Genomic DNA, 16,059 nt, shown 5'->3' on the forward strand with positions numbered 1-16,059 from the left:
GTTGTAAGTAGTGTTTTATAGATCTATAATGTCTCCATCTAAATATTTTATTTGTGTAACATTATCAATAGTTTTGGTTCCTTCTTTAATTTCACCGTTATTATTGATTTTTAATTTTATTTCTAAATCACATAAAAGTTTTGTGCCATTACTAAAACTTAAACCTTTATTAAGAATTAGATTTTTAAAGACTTTATCTTTTACTGAAAAGGAAATAGGTTTTCCTTCATATAAAGCTCTCCACGATAATTTGTTATTTTTTAGAACTGGAGAAACAATTTCTAATTCAATATTGTTTATATATTTTGGTTCTAAAACCTCTTCTTTATAAATATGTTTTTTGAAGTCATTTCTTAGCACAACTTTTTCTTCTGAAATAGGTTTGCCTTGGTTATTTAAAATTTGAGTTGAAATTTTTTGAACTTTATTGTCTTTAGATAGATTTTTATAAAAATTTGATTTAGAGATTTTAATTTTACTACTCTTAATTGTTCTTAAGATTTTATTATCTAATACTTTTTCATCGAATTCAACGTCAATCTCTTCTTGGCTATTTTTTAATTTTTCACTTATTTCTATGCTATCTTTAATTATCTGTTGTTTTAGATTTTTAATTTCTAATTGTGTTTTTTCTAAACTTAGTTTATGAGAATCTTTTTTTAATTCTAAATCTTCTATTTGAAGTTTAGTTTTATGTTTTGTCAATTCTGTTTGTTCCCTATCTTCATTCAAACTATTGCTAATGACGTTAGTGAGTATATTTCCAATTATTGTTGTTGTAAATACTCCGACAGCAAGAGTATATTTGATGTTTTTTTTATTAGTAAGGAATTTATATGTAGATTTAATACCCCCTTCATCTAATGCCTGTGATTCGATTATTAGTTGACAATCGAATATTTTAGAGACCTCATTTGATATTTTTAGAAACTCTGCCTCAACTTTATTTAATGTTAAAGCATCCATTGAATGAGATTTATTTTTTAGGTAATAATGAATTTGAAATAGATCAATTTCAATTGTAGTGTTTTCATTCATATTTCTGAGTTAGTTTTTATTACTTACAACGTCTCGGCTATGGTTAGTACGGGAATTAAGATGACTGAATTACCGATTAAGCACTTAGCTAAAACTTTTTATTTTGTTTTATCTTTTTTGTTCTAAAGCCAAATCAAAAATATTTGGCGGACTTAGTTTAAAGCTCTAAACTTTGGGTTAAGCACCAAAACCCGTATTAACTATAGCCATTGTTGGGCACATTTTTATACATCTATACTTTTTATCTCTTTGACTAAATCAATTATATCTTTCATACTTGATTCAGTAATATTTTTTGTTTTAGAAGTAATTTTTTTACTTTTTGTTGGAGATTCATATAATTTATTTACTGTCTCTTGAATCAATTGATCTTTTCTGCTTGGGTCTCCAGTAATTTGTTCAGCATAAGCCATTAATGATGTTGCGATACTTTCACGAAAAGCATACTCTTCTTCTAAACTTCTTGTTTTAGTAAATTGTCTTATGGCAAAATATAAAACTGTAACAATAGGAATCAATCGAATACCAGCAACAATAACTTTCTCAAGTTCAAAACTAAACTCTTCACTTTCAAAAAGTTTATAAATATACCAACCTAGAAATGATGCTGCTAAAATGGATAAAATTAGCCAAACAACTGTTGATGCGAATAGCCATTCTTTTCTCTTTCGAAAAGTTGATTGTAAATCTCTAGCTATTGCAGGAGTTAGTAGTTTTTCAAGTTGTTTTTGAATTCTATCAGCTTCTTTGGAAAGAGTTTCTAATTTTTTTGATTCTGAAGAGTTTGTACTTATTAGTTTTTCAACTATTTTCTCTTCATTTAGAATTCTTTTTTCTATTTCATTTATATTATCTGAGTGTTGCTTAATCTTATCATTATAACCTTTTATTGACGCTTGCACTTCTGCTAAGTTTTTATCTATTGAAGTTTTAATAGTAGAAATAGAAGAATTGGTTTGCTCTATTTGAGACTTAGTTTGATTAGTACTATTTAAATTATTTGTTATTTGAGTTAATTCTCTCTCTTTAGCAGACTTAAATGTTTCAACTTCTGTTTTTAAGTTTTCAAAGGAATCCTTTAATTCTTTGGCTTTATTAAAATTAACTCTTAATTCTTTATTTAAATTTTTATTTTCTGTCCTTAATTTTTTAACCTCTGTTACTACATCAGGTTTTTCATTTTTAACTAATAGAGAGAATAAACCAGTTTGAAGAATATAAGTTTGAAATAATAATGCCCAAGATTCAATTGTGGTTGCGTTTTTAGCTTTTATTGCAACAAGTAATTGTTGTAAAGTTTGATTTATATCAATCATACTTTGATTTTCTCTTCTAATAAAAAAACGAGAACAAGAGTAGAGCATATTTATTTCATCAGCTTCTCTAATTGCAGTAATTGATTCTTGAATTACGTTAATTAATTCTGAAGCTTTTAATCTTTGGATTAGATTTGTACCATCCTTTTCTTTAATTAAAAAACTAAGATCTTCTTTCTCAATTTGATCAATGTAACTTTTTAATAAAGTGATTTCATTAATTTCCATAGTTTATTTTTAATTATGCTACAACTAGTCATACAATCACTCACATTCCCCATATCCCTATTATATTAAAGGATATGATTACTTTTTGTTCCAGTTAAGTAATTAAACTAAAGTATACATAAAAGTGTAATTAATTGGTTTGGTTGTTGTCACGAAGTTAATTTTTTAATATTAATTCCCGAATGATTTTAAATAAAATTACCGTGCAGTTATTAACAAAACTGTGTATAATTATAACGCATAAAAAAAGTGCAAGCTATGTTAGCTTACACTTTTTACTATTATTATTATTATTATGTTATTTGGTGTTTAAAAACCGTGATTAATCAATCAAGATTTCTAATATTTTTATAGCCGCATCGCTAATTTTTGTTCCAGGACCAAAGACAGCAACAGCGCCAGCATCAAATAAATATTGGTAGTCTTGTTTTGGTATAACACCACCAACAATTACCATAATATCTTCTCTGCCATACTTTTTAAGCTCTTCTATAACCTGTGGGACTAATGTTTTGTGTCCTGCTGCAAGAGATGACACACCAAGGATGTGCACATCATTTTCTACTGCTTGTTTTGCAGCTTCTTTAGGCGTTTGAAACAAAGGACCTATATCCACGTCAAAACCAACATCTGCATAACCGGTAGCCACTACTTTTGCACCACGATCGTGTCCGTCTTGCCCCATTTTAGCAATCATAATACGTGGTCTACGACCATCTTGCTCTGCAAATTGATCTGCTAGTGCTTTTGCTTTCGCAAAAGATTTATCGTCTTTAATTTCTTTACTATACACGCCAGAAAAAGATTTAATTTGTGCTTTATAACGTCCAAAAACAGCTTCTAAAGCATCACTAATTTCGCCTAAAGTTGCACGCTCTCGCGCTGCAATTACAGCTAAAGCTAATAAATTTTCTTTACCTGTTTTAGCTGCTTCTGTTAAATTTGCTAAGGCATCGTTAACTTTGGCAGTGTTTCTTTCTGCTTTAATTTTTTCTAATCCTTCAATTTGTTGTAATCGTACCGTTTGATTATCAACTTCTAAGGTTGTAATAGCATCTTCTTCATCTAAAACATATTTATTAACCCCAACAATAATGTCTTGACTAGAGTCTATACGTGCTTGTTTTCTAGCAGCAGCTTCTTCTATACGTAGTTTTGGTATACCAGCTTCAATAGCTTTAGTCATACCACCAAGTGCTTCTACTTCTTCAATTAAAGACCATGCTTTTTCAGTAATATCATGTGTTAGTTTTTCGACATAATAACTACCTGCCCAAGGATCTACCGTTTTTGTAATATTGGTTTCTTCTTGTAAATATATTTGTGTGTTACGTGCAATACGTGCCGAGAAATCTGTTGGTAATGCAATAGCCTCATCCAATGCATTGGTGTGTAAACTTTGTGTGCCTCCAAAAGCAGCTGCGGTAGCTTCAATAGTGGTGCGGGCAACATTATTAAACGGGTCTTGCTCTGTTAAGCTCCAACCACTGGTTTGACAATGCGTACGCAACGCTAAACTTTTTTGGTTTTTTGGATTAAACTGACTCACTAATTTTGACCAAAGCATACGTGCAGCACGCATTTTAGCAATTTCCATAAAGTGATTCATACCAATTGCCCAGAAAAAGGATAAACGCGGTGCAAAGGTGTCTATATCCATTCCGGCTGCTAATCCTTTTCTAATATATTCTAGTCCATCTGCTAGGGTGTAAGCCAGCTCGATATCGCAAGTGGCACCTGCTTCTTGCATATGATATCCAGAAATACTTATACTATTGTATTTTGGCATATGCTTACTAGTATATTCAAAAATATCCGAAATTATTTTCATGGACGGAGTAGGTGGGTAGATGTACGTATTACGCACCATAAACTCTTTTAAAATATCATTTTGAATGGTTCCGGCTAGTTGTTCTGGTTTTACACCTTGCTCTTCTGCTGCAACAATATAAAACGCTAAGATTGGTAACACTGCACCATTCATAGTCATGGATACCGACATTTTATCCAACGGAATCTGGTCAAATAGGACTTTCATATCTTCGACTGAGTCTATTGCAACTCCAGCTTTTCCAACATCTCCAACCACACGCTCGTGATCAGAGTCATAACCTCTGTGTGTTGCTAAATCAAAAGCAACGGATAGTCCTTTTTGTCCTGCCTCTAAGTTACGTCTGTAAAAGGCGTTACTTTCTTCAGCGGTACTAAATCCAGCATATTGACGGATAGTCCAAGGTCTTCTAACGTACATGGTACTGTAAGGTCCACGTAAGTTTGGCGCTAATCCAGCCACAAAGTCAAGGTGATCGACGTCTTTTAAATCGGCCTTAGTATATTCCGATTTAACCATAATATCTTCCGCAGTTAAAAAAGAAGACACGTGTTGCGTTTCCTTTTTAATAGGCGATTTTAGGGTGATATGTTTAAGGTCTTTTCTAGCCATTATTTGACGATAGTTTTTTGGATGAATGTATTGTACTTCCTATTCAACATAGAGCGAAAGGTTATAATAAAAGATTTATAATTAGAACTAACCGCATAAATGGTTGCATAACTTGTTGGTTCTGTCCCTGACTCAATTTTATATTTAGCCATAAAGGCTTGTGTCTGCTTGTTACCTGAGTATCCCGACTTTAATTTGGTACAAGTACTATTAGATACTGATGCACTTTCTTGACAAGATTGCGATACTAAAGCCGACATATACCTAGAGTCATCTTTACTAAAAGGAAAATAGTCAGTCATTTTTATAGACACGTCCGTAGTATGATTTAATGTTCTAAAAAAATACACGTTTTTTTTAGAGTATTTTAAAATGTTAAAACGCATAATTTCGGTTTGTCTGGCAACCGAGTCTTCAATAGCGCCCAACAATCCAGCATATTGATCTACAGTGTATTGTTGTAATGTATTAGGTAAATACACATCAATATTATCTTTGTCTAAATTAAAGTATTGCCCAAAAAGATCATCTTTAACAGTCGTTTCTTTTGTCTCTTCTTTACAAGAAAAAAAGAACATTAGAAGTATTGGTATGATCATTTTTATTTTCAAGCGTGCAATATATTAGTCGTGGTTATGTCCTGCGTGGTCGTCCTTTTTAGCAGGTGTATTTGGTGTTATAGTCGCATTAGTAGCTTTTTTGTCAAGATCTCCTGGCAGTACTTCGCCAATATTATTTGATAGGTTTACTTTACTAAAGTCTACCGTATTAAATTTAGAATAGTATAAGTCTAAAGCTAAAAAAGTAGCTAAATACGTGTCTCTAGCGTAAGACGAACTGCTTCTTAATGCTGGCGTAAACAATTCTGATCTCATGCTATTTGTACTAATTAAAGACACCAAACTTTGTTGTAATTTTTTGTCTTTAATATTGTCTATAATACAAGTAACAACTGGACTTGTGTAGTTTAAATGTGTACCGTCCCATAATTCTGGTTTTGATTTAAGTACATCATAAATAGCTTTAGAGTGCGGTGTAATGGTCGCTTCTAAATTAATTCTATTAGAAATCGAATTATTAATATACGCTCTATATGCTTTTAATTTGTTTTGACCTTTCTGATCGTATTTAGTAAGTATATCTTTTTCAAAAGCATACAATGCTTCTTTAATAACAGCGTCATAACCAGAATTGCAAGTCACAGCGTCCGGTTGGTCGGCGTATTTAAATTCTGATAATTTTGCTTCACTTTTTTTACAGCTTACATTTAAAGCTATAACTAATACTAATGCAATTTTAAAAATACGTGTGTTCATAGTGTAATAATAGTTTATTCAGTTTTTAATCTGTTTTGTTCTAAAGTTTCTGCTAATCGCCTTTCTATGATAGGTTGGATTAGTGTTTTTCTTGGATTAATTTTCAGAAAAGGAAACAGCTCAAGATCATGTTTCATTTTATCATTTTTATTAGGATGCTTATTGGTTCCTAAAAGTGTGATTGTACCGTCATCAAACTGCTCTTGTTCTTTGGTAGCACTTTCTTTAATCTTTTTCTGTATTGTACCTTCTTTTAATTGTGCAATAAAACCACCATTTGCCTCAATTTCTTTGAATAAAGTTAAGGCTTTTTCTGCTAATTGAGACGTTAACGTTTCTATATAATAACTCCCATCTGCAGCATTATTTACAACATCAAAATAGCTTTCGTTTTTCAAAATTAATAATTGATTACGCGCTATACGCTCTCCAAACTCGTTATCCTTATGGTAAATAGCATCGTACGGTAAATTATAGACCGTATTTGCGCCACCTAAAATAGCACTCATACATTCCGTAGTGGTACGTAACATGTTGGTGTTAAAGTCGTAAATAGTTTTATTACGTTTTGTCGGGATGGCATGTATTAGCAATTTGGCATCACAATTATATTCTGCAGCCAATGTGCTATATAAGACACGTAATGCTCTAAGTTTGGCTATTTCAAAAAAGTAATTGGTACTTACAGCGACATTAAAATTAACTGTTTTTACTGTAGCATTAGCAAAATCTGGTGCACTAAAATAGTCGTTTAAATGCGATAATCCGTAAGCTAATTGCTGTATAATTGTTGCACCTGCATTTTGATATGCTGTGGTGTTAACCGTAATTTGGTTGTTAATTATTAAGCTGGTATTAGAGGTTTCAAACCAGTTTCCTGTTTGCGCTAAAAACCCGATTGGGTCAAAAATTAATAACGCTTTCGCGGAAATTTTGGCCAGGTTGTTTAAATAGTCTTGATCAGAAAATAAAAGCTCTAGCTGAATAGTTGTCGTGCTTAGGTCAATATTTTCTAACGTTTTTTCTATTGAAACTGCTTTATTAGGAATAATAAATTTTAAGGTTTCGGCACCTCTTTCAATCGCGTCTAATGCTTTTGTGTTAGATGCTTTTTCGTTTTTAACAAAAATTATCTGACCAATAGCCCACTGTTGTGGTTGGATTTTAAAGGTTTCACCCATTTCATCTTGATGATAAAACGGACGGACATCAATACCTTGATTGGTTTTCCAAATTAGGCTGTCGTTGTAGTCAGCACCTTTTAAATCAACTTGAATTTTTTGTTTCCAAGCTTTAGAAGATACTTTTTCAAATGCGGAAAAAAGTGAGTTACTCATTGTTTTTGGTCTTTAAGCTATCTGCATATTCGATGATATAAATATCTTCGTTTTCCTTTTTCATATAGTATTTCTCTCTAGCAAAAGTTTCTAAACCGTCTTCGTTAGTCAGTTTTTTTATAGCCTTCTTATCTTTTACTATTTCTTTTCGATAATACGTTTTCTCGTCTTCCAACTTATTACGTTCTTGGTTGACTTCGTTATGACTAAGTAAAGAATTGGTATCAAAAAAAACCATCCATACTCCAAACATGATTAGGATAATTATATATATGTTTTTATACCACTTCATGACTTAGCTTATTGTAGTTTTTCGTTAATTATAGTCTTTACAATGTCTACAGCAACCGTGTTGTATTTATTGTTAGGTATAATAATATCAGCATACTCCATCATTGGTTGTATAAATTGCTGATGCATTGGTTTTAATGTGTTTTGGTAACGTGCTAATACTTCGTCAATATCTCTACCACGTTCTGTAATATCACGTTTTAATCGTCTAATTAAACGCTCGTCACTATCTGCATGTACAAATATTTTAATATCAAACATCTCTCTAAGTTCTGGGTGTGTTAGTATTAAAATACCTTCCACAATCATTACTTTTCTTGGTTTTGTTTTAATTGTATCGCCTGTTCTGTTGTGTTTTACAAAAGAGTACACAGGTTGTTCTATAGATTCTCCCGCTTTTAAATCTTTTAAATGTTGTTCTAAAAGGTCAAAATCGATAGATCTTGGATGGTCAAAGTTAATTTTAATTCTTTCGTCGTAAGACAGGTGGCTCGTATCTTTATAGTACGAATCTTGTGATATTATTCCCACTTCACCTTCCGGTAATTGAGTTAATATTTGATTAACAACAGTTGTTTTACCACAACCAGTACCTCCTGCAATTCCTATTATCAGCATATTATTTTATTAAATCTTAGTAGGCAAATTTACTAAAATCTTTAGGATGAGTGTTACTCAAATTATGGAATTATAAATTAGTTTTGAATAATAATTCAATCGTTTTCGTCAAAAAATATCTTTTTTGAAAAATAAATTAATAAAATAGCTTTAGTTTAAGGAAAAGATGTATATTTGCACCTCCAAAAAACATATCGTTTTGCGGAAAATTGATAATCACTCGGGGTGTAGCGTAGCCCGGTTATCGCGCCACGTTTGGGACGTGGAGGCCGCAGGTTCGAATCCTGCCACCCCGACAAAAAAGCTTCAGTTTTTACTGAAGCTTTTTTTATGACCTTTTTTGAACGGTTTCGGCGGTTTTTTGGCCAAAATCGACAAAAATTGTTACTTATTGATGTAAACGGTCTTGATGTTTACAAATTCTAATATTCCTTCTTTAGATAATTCTCTACCATATCCTGAGGCTTTTGTTCCTCCGAAAGGTAATCTAGGATCCGATTTAACCATTTCGTTAATAAAAAGTGCACCATCCGGAATATCACTAATATTGTGGTAAATGCTTTTAATGTCTTCGGTAAAAATCATTGTTCCGAGTCCAAATCGTGAGTTTTTTGCTAAATCTAAAGCTTCTTTTTTGTCTTTTGCTTTAATAATAGCTGCTACAGGTCCAAATGTTTCTTCATCAAAAATGGGCATATTTGGAGTCACTTCTGTGATAATTGTAGGTTGGTAAGCCGCACCTTTTCTTGTGTTACCGTAATGCACTTTGGCGCCTTTTTCAAGCGATTTAGTAACTTGGTTTTCTAATTCTTCGGCTAAATCTTCTCTGGCCATTACACTAGTGTAGGTGTCTTTTTGTTCTGGATCACCAATTTTTAGGGCTTTTACTTTGTCTGTAAACTGCTCTAAAAAGGTATCATATATTTTCTCTGTGACTATAAAACGTTTTGCAGCAATACAACTTTGTCCATTATTTTGCATTCTAGCACTAACCATAGTGTCTATATACTTGTCTAAATTAGCATCGTCTAAAACCACACAGGCATTATTACCACCTAATTCTAGCACTGTTTTTTTTAGATTTTTAGCAGCTAGTACAGCAATACTTTTTCCTGCTTTTTCGCTTCCTGTTAGGGTAACTGCTTTTACAGTGTCATGTGCTATTACAGTTTCTATATCGTCATGGTTTACTAAAATAGTTTGGAAACAGCCTTTAGGATAGCCCGCATCTATAAATAGTTTTTCCATTGCTAGTGCAGTTCCGGTTGTGTTGGACGCGTGTTTTAATAATCCGACGTTACCTGCTGTTAAAGTTGGTACTGCAAATCTAAAGACTTGCCAAAATGGATAATTCCAAGGCATTATAGATAGTATTGTACCTAAAGGATCGTAGCTTATAAAACTTTCATGCGCTTCTGTTTCAATAATTTGATCTGATAAAAACTTATCAGCATTGGTAATATAAAAGTCACATAATGTGGCACATTTCTTAATTTCTGCTATACTTTGCGAGATAGGTTTACCCATTTCGGCTGTCATTAATTGCGCATATTCTAGTGTATTAGTCTCTAAAAGATTAGCAACATTTTTTAGTAATTTGGTGCGTTCAGGTATTTCGGTTTGACTCCAAGAATTAAAAGTAGATTGTGATAATTCTAAAATAGTTTCAATCTCTTTTTTGGTATGATAATCATAAGTTTCTAAAGTCTTACCAGTATAAGGGTTTTTGGTTGTTATTTGCTTTTTCATGATTTTGTTTTTGTTAAAATTATTAATTATCAATAATATTTAATGTTTTAGGATGGTATTTAACATAGATTTATCACTTTATTTAGATTTTTATTAAGAATAATTAAATCTATAAATTTTATCTTTGTGTAAGCTGATACTAGAACAATCAGTTGATTTATTAACCAAAAAAAAATTATACAATGAGTAAGAACACAAATACAGCATTAGGATTATTATTAGGTGGCGCAGTAGGAGCAGCATTAGGAATTTTATTTGCACCAGATAAAGGAAGTAAGACTAGACAAAAATTAAAAGAAGAGGCGGTTGCTACTAAAGATAAAATTGCAAATGAAGCATTGCATTTAAAAGATCAAGTAACGGACACGTTAACAAACAAAAAACACACGTTAGATGTGCAATTAGAAACTATAGTGTCTGATGCAAGTTATAAAGCGGATGACGTTATTACTACCTTAGAGAACAAATTAAAAGACTTAAAGGCTAAGAACAAAAAACTTCAAAAATAGTATGACTGTTTTTGAATCTATAAATGAATCTTCTAATGAGGCTGTAGATAAAGGTGAGACGTATTTAAAAAAGTCTCATGAATACTATAGGTTAAAGGTTTTTCAACAATTAACATCTTCTGTTAGTTTAGTTTTTAAGGCTTTTATTATTGGAAGCTTAGCGCTAATAGGTTTGATGTTTTTGGCTGTTGCTAGTGCTATTGCTATTGGTAATGAGTTGGATAGTCAACCTTTAGGATGTGTAATTGTCGGGTTTGTATTTTTGTTGATTTCGGGACTATTGTATGCTTTTAGAAAGCATATCAACAATAAAGTAATACAGTCTATGGCTAAAACTTTTTTTAATTAATATGAATAATTACAAAACAGAAGAAGATATTGAACTTAGTCTGAAGCGTCTTAATTTAGAACGACAAATTGCTTTAGAAGAATTAAAATCCGTGAAAGGCGATTTTAAGGAATCCATACAACCAGCAAACTGGTTGCAGTCTGGGATAAAGTTATTTTCAAAATATGGTATGCTTATGTTAGTTAAAAAACTAATTAAGTAGCATACCGTTTATTATCATACAAAATTATACCCACTACAATGTTACGCTGGATAATTACACTTATTATATTATCGTTTATATCTGCAGTCTTAGGATTTGGAGATATAGTTGGTAATTTGGCTTTCTTAGCAAAGCTATTTTTCTTCATTTTTATTGGATTATTTATAACTTTAGTTTACAAAAAAGTTAGAGAATAATCTTCAAACCCTTATTACTACAAGTACTTTGGAAGGCAATAGTCAAAGGTTATCATTAAATAATAACTTTTAATAAGACTGTTGTAAGTTTCCTTATAAAAATTCTACTTTTGTAGTAGATAAAATGAAATTAATATGTCAGAGACAATAGAAAAAGTAAAATGCTTAATAATAGGTTCTGGTCCCGCAGGTTATACTGCCGCAATTTATGCAGCTAGAGCTAATATGAAACCGGTTTTATACCAAGGAACACAACCAGGTGGACAGTTAACAACGACAAATGAAGTTGAAAATTTTCCTGGATATCCTGATGGTATTACAGGTCCAGCTATGATGATGGAATTACAAAAGCAAGCTGAGCGTTTTGAAACAGATGTTAGAAACGGTTGGATTACTAAAGTTGATTTTTCAGGCGACGTACATAAAGTATGGGTTAATGGAGAAAAGGAAATCCATTGTGATACAGTAATTATATCTACTGGAGCAAGTGCTAAATATTTAGGTTTAGAGTCTGAGCAAAAATACTTAAAACTAGGAGGTGGAGTTTCTGCTTGTGCGGTTTGTGATGGTTTTTTCTACAGAAAGCAAGAAGTTGTTATTGTTGGAGCAGGAGATAGTGCTTGTGAAGAAGCACATTACTTATCTAAATTATGTACTAAGGTTACAATGTTAGTAAGACGTGATGAGTTTAGAGCTTCTAAAATTATGTCAGAACGTGTTAAAAACACAGAAAACATTGAGATTTTATTCAATACGGAAACAGAAGAGGTTATTGGAGATGGACAAGTAGTTACAGGTGTTAAGGTACTTAACAACCAAACTAAAGCGTCACATTTAATACCTGCAACTGGATTTTTTGTTGCCATTGGACATAAACCAAATACAGATATTTTTAAAGGCTTCTTAGATTTAGACGAAACAGGTTACATTATAAATGCTAAACCAGGAACTTCTAAAACTAACATCGCTGGTGTTTTTGTAAGTGGAGATGCTGCAGATCACGTATACAGACAAGCAATTACTGCTGCTGGTACAGGATGTATGGCTGCATTAGATGCAGAACGTTATTTAGCTGCTAAAGATTCTACTTTTGAAGTAAGTACTTCTAATTACAATTAGAAAAATAATATATAGCATAAAAAAAACCGAAGCATTTGCTTCGGTTTTTTTTATGTTTTAATATTTAAACTTAGTATTTCTTTTTCAATATCGCGTTGTCATCAAAATTATCAATTGTTATGGTTGGACTACCATAAATTTCGATAATTGAAGATCCAGAAGCATCAATGTTAAGCGCTTCCGTTGTTTGAATACTAGCTTGTGCTCTGTTTTCTGTAGTTATTTTTCCTGTTTTAGAGGTTAATTTTTCTCCATGAAAATCTGAAGAGTTATCAGCATTCAATATTAAGTTACTAGTTTCTCCTTCAATTTTTGCATCAGCACTTTCTAGCATATCTACTATTATTTTTGGAGCATTGATTAACGCTTCAACTTTACTGTTACCATTTAGCTCTAATGTTGCAGCTTTTGCTGTAATATTAAGTTCAGCTTTAGCTTTATCGTTGTTTATTAATTTAAATAAATCACTTTCAATAGTTAAATATGCTTTGGCGTTATCCGATGTTGTTAGTGTTAGATCATCAAATTTTAAACTACTTGTAGAGCTAAGTTCTGCATCTTCTTTAAGCTCGATTGTATTTAAAGCATCGTTATAGTAAATAATAATTTCTAATTTTTTTTCTTGAAGTCTACCTGTTGTTTTAAGGCTTAGCGTATTTTCTTGAGAGATAACTTTGATATGTTCGTGTAGGTTGTCATCCGTTAATATATCTATTCTTGCAGAATCTCCTTTGACTAGTCTAACCTCAAATTTTTCGCTTAAAACCAAGCGCTCAAAATCGTTAATACTGGTCGTTTCTGTCGTTAATACACGACTACCTTTTACTTTTTGCTTTTTTTGAGCAACAGCAAAAGTCGTAGAGAAAATTAAAAATATAAGAAGTATTTGTTTAGTCATTATCTATTATGTTTTGTTACATGCAAATATAAGCAAAAACCATCCCAAACTTTTTTGAAAGCTTGAAATGGCTGGTTTTTTTTGATTGATTTTTGTTTCTTTTTTAAATAAAAATAGAAACGATTGTTGTTACTAGATACTCGATTAAGGTGATCATAACGGTTTGTTTTTTTGATTGATTATTGATTGACTAATTTGTAATATTATTTATTGTTTTTATGGTTTGTAATATTTATTCCATCTTCTTCATTAATAGTTACTTTAACGTTTTTAGTACTTGCTTTTGCGCCTTCATCATTAACTATAATATCTAAATTTTCGGTTTTAGCAACAATACCATCATTATTAACGACTAGTGTAGATTGGTTTTGGTTATTAGTGTTTGACTGATTATTACTGTTTATTTCGGTTTCATCCGTTTCTTCAGTGTCGCAGTCCAAACATTCTAATTTAGCACGTTTTACTAATAAAAAATGCTCTTCCATTCCGTTGTCTAAAATATCATTGTAATAATGTCTATTGTTTCGGTGATAGTTATATGTGCTTTCTTCTGCATATAAAACAGTTCCTTCTGGCAAGTATAAAGTTAGCTCAACTTCTTGATCTCTTGATATTTCGTTATTAGTAACCGTAAAGTAATTGTCTAAAATTAAGTTGTTGTCCACTAAAGTGTAATTATAACTTATGTTTTTAGCTCTGTTTTTTGCTTTGTTGATATTGCTACCTCTGGCAGATTTTTCTACTCTAAGTTTAGCAACACTATCCTTTGTAGATTTAACAATTAACCTAATCCCTTGAGAAAACACAACGTCATTACCATTGTCGTCGTTGGTATGCTGTAAACCATAATCTCTAATAAAACGTTCTGCAAACGTGTCATTATAATCCATGCTTACTACAAGCGTGTCATTAGTTTTAATGTTAGTTAACTGCTGTGTTTTAATATCTGACGCTTGCTCCTTATAGCTTAAGCCTTGCTTTGTACCTACAATTGCAATACCTATTACTGCTAATACCCATAATCCAATTAAGCTGTATTTAGCAGCGCTACCCATTGGCTTTAAGTTTTTTACTAATATTTTTAATCCTAAATAGATAAATAAAATAATAGGAATAACACTAACAATAAAAATTAAGACAGGTAACAACCAAAATAAACCATCCGTTCTGTCATAGGTTCTAACAAATTCTGAGGTAAAAAAGCTAAGATCAGTATCAAAAAAGGTACCTATAATTAATCCTACAGTTAAAGCTATAATACCTGCAACACAAGATATAACTAGTACAATACCTATAAACTTAGAAAACACTTTAAATAAAGATGAAACTACGCCTCCTAAACTTCCAAAAAACGATTTACTATTAGATTTAATCTTGTTAGTATCTATTTTTTTTACGGTCTCTGATATATTATCTGAAGCTTGGTCAAACCCTTCTTTAAATTTGTCTGCATGTTTTTGAAAATCTATATTTTTTACATTTTCCGAAACACTATCAAACCCGTCTCTAATTTTTTTTTCGATGTTTGTAATGGTGACATCTTCTCCTGTCATGGTTAACTTATCCGCAGTAGAGGTTGCTTCTGGAATAAAAATCCATAGTATGATATATAAGAAAATACCTGTACCAGCTCCAAAAATAAGTAGTACCCAAATTAATCTAACCCAAACAACTTCAATGTTAAAATAGTGTGCTAATCCAGAACACACACCACCAACATAACTGTTTTCAGTATCTCTAAATAATTTTTTAGAGCCATTATTTTTAGATTTTGAGCTAGAGCTTGTGTAGCTTTTTTGAGTTGGTTCGTCTTCAAAAATGGCATCATCTACAAGATAGTCTTCCGGTTGTCCCATGATAGTAATAACATCATCAACCTCTTTGTTACTAATAACTTGACGGTCTGTTCTCATGCGTTCAGAAAACAATTCGGCAATTCTAATTTCTATATCTGCTATAATTTCAGAACGACCTTGAGAGTCAGTAAATGAACGTTTTATAGCCTCAAGATAGCGTTGTAATTTTAAGTATGCATCTTCATCTATATGAAAAAATATACCTGCTAAATTTATGTTGACTGTTTTATTCATTGTTAGTTGATTTAATTGATGTTACTATATTTACTGCATTTTGTAATTCGTTCCAGGTCGTGGTTAATTCCTTTAAAAATAGGTGGCCTGTTTCTGTTAAACCGTAATATTTACGTGGTGGTCCCGATGTAGATTCTTCCCAACGGTAGTTGAGTAATCCTGCGTTTTTAAGTCGTGTTAATAAAGGATATATTGTACCTTCTACTACTAGTAACTTAGCATCTTTTAGTGTCCCTAATATTTCTGCAACATAAGCGTCTTGATCTTTTAAGACAGATAAGATGCAGTATTCCAGAACACCTTTACGCATTTGTGCTTTTGTGTTTTCTATTTTCATAAGTCTTTTCTAATGTTTTTTA

General features: G+C 31.6%; 17 protein-coding genes and 1 tRNA gene. 5 read left to right on the plus strand and 13 right to left on the minus strand.

Going from position 1 to position 16,059, the window contains the following annotated elements; translation table 11 throughout:
• Positions 1 to 15: 15 nt before the first annotated feature.
• The 8 genes from ACZ2G2_RS10530 to udk all read right to left on the minus strand — a co-directional run bounded on the left by ACZ2G2_RS10530 (position 16) and on the right by udk (position 8,587).
• The gene (locus ACZ2G2_RS10530; RefSeq protein ID WP_470392062.1) at positions 16 to 1,038 is read right to left on the minus strand and encodes a hypothetical protein; all 1,023 of its coding nucleotides are present in this window, start codon (positions 1,036 to 1,038) and stop codon (positions 16 to 18) included.
• Between the two features lie 224 nt (positions 1,039 to 1,262).
• Positions 1,263 to 2,582, minus strand: a complete 1,320-nt coding sequence (locus ACZ2G2_RS10535) for a hypothetical protein (protein WP_470392063.1) — start codon at positions 2,580 to 2,582, stop codon at positions 1,263 to 1,265.
• A 322-nt stretch (positions 2,583 to 2,904) separates the two neighbouring features.
• Complete coding sequence (scpA, locus tag ACZ2G2_RS10540; protein WP_090839834.1) at positions 2,905 to 5,025, minus strand: methylmalonyl-CoA mutase; 2,121 nt, start codon at positions 5,023 to 5,025, stop codon at positions 2,905 to 2,907.
• Positions 5,025 to 5,624 carry a hypothetical protein gene (locus tag ACZ2G2_RS10545; protein WP_470392064.1) on the minus strand — a complete coding sequence of 200 codons (600 nt, stop codon included), beginning with the start codon at positions 5,622 to 5,624 and terminating at the stop codon, positions 5,025 to 5,027. Before ACZ2G2_RS10545 ends, scpA begins: the two co-directional genes overlap by 1 nt.
• Before the next feature lie 24 nt (positions 5,625 to 5,648).
• Positions 5,649 to 6,341 (minus strand): hypothetical protein, encoded by a 693-nt coding sequence (locus ACZ2G2_RS10550; protein ID WP_090839830.1) that lies wholly within the window; start codon positions 6,339 to 6,341, stop codon positions 5,649 to 5,651.
• A 14-nt stretch (positions 6,342 to 6,355) separates the two neighbouring features.
• Positions 6,356 to 7,678, minus strand: coding sequence for a methylmalonyl-CoA mutase subunit beta (locus ACZ2G2_RS10555; protein ID WP_470392065.1), 1,323 nt, complete (start codon positions 7,676 to 7,678; stop codon positions 6,356 to 6,358).
• On the minus strand, positions 7,671 to 7,970 hold the full coding sequence (locus tag ACZ2G2_RS10560) for an FtsB family cell division protein (protein ID WP_090839826.1): 300 nt from the start codon (positions 7,968 to 7,970) through the stop codon (positions 7,671 to 7,673). Before ACZ2G2_RS10560 ends, ACZ2G2_RS10555 begins: the two co-directional genes overlap by 8 nt.
• Positions 7,971 to 7,978: 8 nt before the next feature.
• Positions 7,979 to 8,587: a uridine kinase gene (gene udk / locus ACZ2G2_RS10565; RefSeq protein WP_090839824.1), complete on the minus strand. Its 609-nt coding sequence runs from the start codon at positions 8,585 to 8,587 to the stop codon at positions 7,979 to 7,981.
• A gap of 221 nt (positions 8,588 to 8,808) precedes the next feature.
• Here udk and ACZ2G2_RS10570 point away from each other — a divergent pair.
• Positions 8,809 to 8,883, plus strand: a tRNA-Pro gene (locus ACZ2G2_RS10570).
• A gap of 88 nt (positions 8,884 to 8,971) precedes the next feature.
• Here ACZ2G2_RS10570 and ACZ2G2_RS10575 read toward each other — a convergent pair.
• Positions 8,972 to 10,336: an NAD-dependent succinate-semialdehyde dehydrogenase gene (locus tag ACZ2G2_RS10575; protein WP_281847089.1), complete on the minus strand. Its 1,365-nt coding sequence runs from the start codon at positions 10,334 to 10,336 to the stop codon at positions 8,972 to 8,974.
• Positions 10,337 to 10,518: 182 nt separating this feature from the next.
• Here ACZ2G2_RS10575 and ACZ2G2_RS10580 point away from each other — a divergent pair, with 182 nt between their 5' ends.
• The 3 genes from ACZ2G2_RS10580 to ACZ2G2_RS10590 are packed head-to-tail and all read left to right on the plus strand — an operon-like array spanning position 10,519 to position 11,396.
• Entirely contained in the window at positions 10,519 to 10,845 is a 327-nt protein-coding gene (locus ACZ2G2_RS10580) for a YtxH domain-containing protein (protein ID WP_090839820.1), read from the plus strand.
• A 1-nt stretch (position 10,846) separates the two neighbouring features.
• Positions 10,847 to 11,194: a hypothetical protein gene (locus ACZ2G2_RS10585; RefSeq protein ID WP_090839818.1), complete on the plus strand. Its 348-nt coding sequence runs from the start codon at positions 10,847 to 10,849 to the stop codon at positions 11,192 to 11,194.
• A 1-nt stretch (position 11,195) separates the two neighbouring features.
• Entirely contained in the window at positions 11,196 to 11,396 is a 201-nt protein-coding gene (locus ACZ2G2_RS10590; RefSeq protein ID WP_090839816.1) for a hypothetical protein, read from the plus strand.
• Here ACZ2G2_RS10590 and ACZ2G2_RS10595 read toward each other — a convergent pair.
• A complete protein-coding gene (locus ACZ2G2_RS10595; protein ID WP_232782602.1) occupies positions 11,389 to 11,544 on the minus strand; it encodes a hypothetical protein in 156 nt (51 codons plus the stop codon). The two genes, ACZ2G2_RS10590 and ACZ2G2_RS10595, sit on opposite strands and share 8 nt — an antisense overlap.
• 184 nt (positions 11,545 to 11,728) lie before the next feature.
• Here ACZ2G2_RS10595 and trxB point away from each other — a divergent pair, with 184 nt between their 5' ends.
• Positions 11,729 to 12,712, plus strand: coding sequence for a thioredoxin-disulfide reductase (gene trxB / locus ACZ2G2_RS10600; RefSeq protein ID WP_101203211.1), 984 nt, complete (start codon positions 11,729 to 11,731; stop codon positions 12,710 to 12,712).
• A 70-nt stretch (positions 12,713 to 12,782) separates the two neighbouring features.
• Here the strand turns inward: trxB and ACZ2G2_RS10605 are convergent, their stop codons facing one another.
• The 3 genes from ACZ2G2_RS10605 to ACZ2G2_RS10615 all read right to left on the minus strand — a co-directional run bounded on the left by ACZ2G2_RS10605 (position 12,783) and on the right by ACZ2G2_RS10615 (position 16,037).
• Positions 12,783 to 13,610: a GIN domain-containing protein gene (locus tag ACZ2G2_RS10605; RefSeq protein WP_090839809.1), complete on the minus strand. Its 828-nt coding sequence runs from the start codon at positions 13,608 to 13,610 to the stop codon at positions 12,783 to 12,785.
• Between the two features lie 203 nt (positions 13,611 to 13,813).
• A complete protein-coding gene (locus ACZ2G2_RS10610; protein ID WP_470392066.1) occupies positions 13,814 to 15,700 on the minus strand; it encodes a PspC domain-containing protein in 1,887 nt (628 codons plus the stop codon).
• The gene (locus ACZ2G2_RS10615; RefSeq protein WP_090839805.1) at positions 15,693 to 16,037 is read right to left on the minus strand and encodes a PadR family transcriptional regulator; all 345 of its coding nucleotides are present in this window, start codon (positions 16,035 to 16,037) and stop codon (positions 15,693 to 15,695) included. Before ACZ2G2_RS10615 ends, ACZ2G2_RS10610 begins: the two co-directional genes overlap by 8 nt.
• Positions 16,038 to 16,059 lie beyond the last annotated feature (22 nt).

The organism is Olleya sp. KKT75 (genome assembly GCF_055635485.1).

Bases quoted from the DNA above. Each gene is read 5' to 3' on its own strand.
- ACZ2G2_RS10585 (WP_090839818.1), top strand. From the start codon at position 10,847: ATGACTGTTTTTGAATCTATAAATGAATCTTCTAATGAGGCTGTAGAT.
- ACZ2G2_RS10610 (WP_470392066.1), bottom strand. From the start codon at position 15,700: ATGAATAAAACAGTCAACATAAATTTAGCAGGTATATTTTTTCATATA.
- ACZ2G2_RS10545 (WP_470392064.1), bottom strand. From the start codon at position 5,624: ATGATCATACCAATACTTCTAATGTTCTTTTTTTCTTGTAAAGAAGAG.
- ACZ2G2_RS10605 (WP_090839809.1), bottom strand. From the start codon at position 13,610: ATGACTAAACAAATACTTCTTATATTTTTAATTTTCTCTACGACTTTT.
- ACZ2G2_RS10595 (WP_232782602.1), bottom strand. From the start codon at position 11,544: ATGAAGAAAAATAGCTTTGCTAAGAAAGCCAAATTACCAACTATATCT.
- ACZ2G2_RS10535 (WP_470392063.1), bottom strand. From the start codon at position 2,582: ATGGAAATTAATGAAATCACTTTATTAAAAAGTTACATTGATCAAATT.
- trxB (WP_101203211.1), top strand. From the start codon at position 11,729: ATGTCAGAGACAATAGAAAAAGTAAAATGCTTAATAATAGGTTCTGGT.
- ACZ2G2_RS10550 (WP_090839830.1), bottom strand. From the start codon at position 6,341: ATGAACACACGTATTTTTAAAATTGCATTAGTATTAGTTATAGCTTTA.
- ACZ2G2_RS10615 (WP_090839805.1), bottom strand. From the start codon at position 16,037: ATGAAAATAGAAAACACAAAAGCACAAATGCGTAAAGGTGTTCTGGAA.
- udk (WP_090839824.1), bottom strand. From the start codon at position 8,587: ATGCTGATAATAGGAATTGCAGGAGGTACTGGTTGTGGTAAAACAACT.
- ACZ2G2_RS10555 (WP_470392065.1), bottom strand. From the start codon at position 7,678: ATGAGTAACTCACTTTTTTCCGCATTTGAAAAAGTATCTTCTAAAGCT.
- ACZ2G2_RS10560 (WP_090839826.1), bottom strand. From the start codon at position 7,970: ATGAAGTGGTATAAAAACATATATATAATTATCCTAATCATGTTTGGA.
- ACZ2G2_RS10590 (WP_090839816.1), top strand. From the start codon at position 11,196: ATGAATAATTACAAAACAGAAGAAGATATTGAACTTAGTCTGAAGCGT.
- scpA (WP_090839834.1), bottom strand. From the start codon at position 5,025: ATGGCTAGAAAAGACCTTAAACATATCACCCTAAAATCGCCTATTAAA.
- ACZ2G2_RS10530 (WP_470392062.1), bottom strand. From the start codon at position 1,038: ATGAATGAAAACACTACAATTGAAATTGATCTATTTCAAATTCATTAT.
- ACZ2G2_RS10580 (WP_090839820.1), top strand. From the start codon at position 10,519: ATGAGTAAGAACACAAATACAGCATTAGGATTATTATTAGGTGGCGCA.
- ACZ2G2_RS10575 (WP_281847089.1), bottom strand. From the start codon at position 10,336: ATGAAAAAGCAAATAACAACCAAAAACCCTTATACTGGTAAGACTTTA.